The sequence below is a fragment of the Candidatus Magnetobacterium casense genome, from assembly GCF_019173545.1.
GTDB lineage: Bacteria > Nitrospirota > Thermodesulfovibrionia > Thermodesulfovibrionales > Magnetobacteriaceae > Magnetobacterium > Magnetobacterium cryptolimnobacter.
In genome coordinates this window covers 1-1,874 of record NZ_JABXWD010000545.1, presented here as the reverse complement: position 1 = coordinate 1,874, position 1,874 = coordinate 1, and the positions used below count along the sequence as shown (strand labels likewise).

Annotated in this window: 2 protein-coding genes; one reads left to right on the top strand and one right to left on the bottom strand. The window is 50.7% G+C overall.

The window, feature by feature from the left end; genetic code table 11:
* The coding region (locus tag HWQ67_RS17390; RefSeq protein WP_218253961.1) for a hypothetical protein at nt 1-243 on the bottom strand (243 nt) is incomplete at its 3' end.
* Nucleotides 244-517: 274 nt separating this feature from the next.
* Between HWQ67_RS17390 and HWQ67_RS17385 the strand changes: the two genes are divergently transcribed.
* Complete coding sequence (locus HWQ67_RS17385; RefSeq protein ID WP_218253960.1) at nt 518-1,753, top strand: hypothetical protein; 1,236 nt, start codon at nt 518-520, stop codon at nt 1,751-1,753.
* The last annotated feature ends 121 nt before the right edge of the window (nt 1,754-1,874 follow it).

Here is a 1,874-nt window from a genome sequence, read left to right as displayed (position 1 = left end):
GGCTACATACTTAAACGACTGTGCAACCGGCGTGGCAACGTACTTAAACGACTGTGCAACCGGCGTGGCAACGTACTTAACCGACCCTTCGGCGACATAGTTCCACGATGGACCTGCCAGGTCCGCCCCACGCCTTAAATAACTGTACGACACCAGGCCACTGTACTCAACCGACGCCACCGAATAAAGCAACGTCTCATTCAACACGTCCACACCGGATGACATAATATCCTTAGGAGTCATTGTCCTATACCTCCAAATAAATTCTCTATCGCTACTTTTCCGTACATAATATTTACCTTTTATTCTTACAACACGTTCAAAATCTACTGTATGGAGTATAAACATATTGTGAGACCGATGTCAAGGAAATTTTTCTTGCAAAAAGACATGCCGTTAATGTATAATACATATTTAGTAATGCTTTAGTAATGCTTTAGTAATGCTTTAGTAATGCTTTAGTAATGCTTTTTGCATAACATGAGTTATGACATGTAAGAATTTTTAGGAGGCTACTATGGCGGACGAGTCAAACAGGTTTCAGGACGAGCTTAAGATGCTAAGGGATCGTATAAAGGATATGGAGGGCGGCAGGCAGACAGAGGTGAGGCCTGTCCAACAGGAGAGGCCCGTGGTGGCTGAACCACCTGCCTACGTCCCCAGAGAGGAGCCGCCAATTTTGCCGCCTCAACAGAGGGCACCCGAACCCTCAAGGGTATCAACCCCCGAACCCTCAAGACCGGTCTCAACCGAAGCGGAGAGTCCCAGGGGGCCGGTGGGGCTTGACCTTGGCACCAGCAACATCGTCATGGCACAGAGCAAGGGAGGCGACCTGTACATTGCAAAGCAACTCAACGCCTTCTTCCCCGTCGTGCAATCCAAGTTTACCAAGAAGATACTGACGCAGAACAATGTCCTGTTTGTCGAGAAGAACAAGCTCTACTATGTCATCGGATACTCGGCGGAGAGTTTTGCCAACATGTTCAACGAAAACACCCGCAGACCGATGGAGAAGGGCCTTCTCAGCTCAAAGGAAGACGACGGCATAACGATCATCCAGGCGATAATAAGCACGATTGTCAAAAAGCCAAAGAACTTCGGTGAATACATATGCTTCAGTATGCCCGGTGTACCCGTGGATAACCCCGCAGTTGTGGCAGGCTACGAGTCGATCATAAAGATGTACCTTGCAAGTCTGGGATACACACCGATCTCCATCAACGAGGCCCTGGCCATTGTCATGGAAGAGCTTGGGGAGGATAACTTTACGGGTATCGGGATCAGCCTGGGAGGGGGTATGTGCAACGTCTGCCTGTCATACTTGTCCGTGCCGGTCATTACCTTCAGCATACAGAAGGGTGGCGACTACATAGATGCAATGGTCAGCCGTGAGATAGGCGAACCGGCAACCAAGATAAAGGTTACAAAAGAGGAGACCCTTGACCTGTCAGTGCTGCCCAAAAACAGGATGGAAACCGCCCTGCACGTCTACTACATGGACCTCATCAGTACGCTGGTTGAGACCCTCAGACAGGTGATCTCGTCCTCGGAGAACATCCCCAAGATATCGGCCCCCATCCCCATAGTCCTCAGCGGCGGCACTGCCATGCCCAAGGGATTTAAGGAGCGCTTTGACGAAGGCCTCAGAAGGAGCAACATGCCCATAGATATCTCCGAGGTACGGATAGCCAGAGACCCACTCAACACCACCGCAAAAGGGGCGCTAAAGATGGCCATGACCCTGGAGGCATAGAAGCAAAGACAAGAAAGAAGGGGAGCGGCTCCGCCCTCCCCTCAGACCCCTCCCGCAAGGGGGCCAGCCCCCTTGACCCCATTATGCCTTGCTCACACTGTATACTCAGCTTATTTGTAGA

Coding starts and splice junctions, on each gene's coding strand:
- HWQ67_RS17385 (WP_218253960.1), top strand. CDS start 518: ATGGCGGACGAGTCAAACAGGTTTCAGGACGAGCTTAAGATGCTAAGG.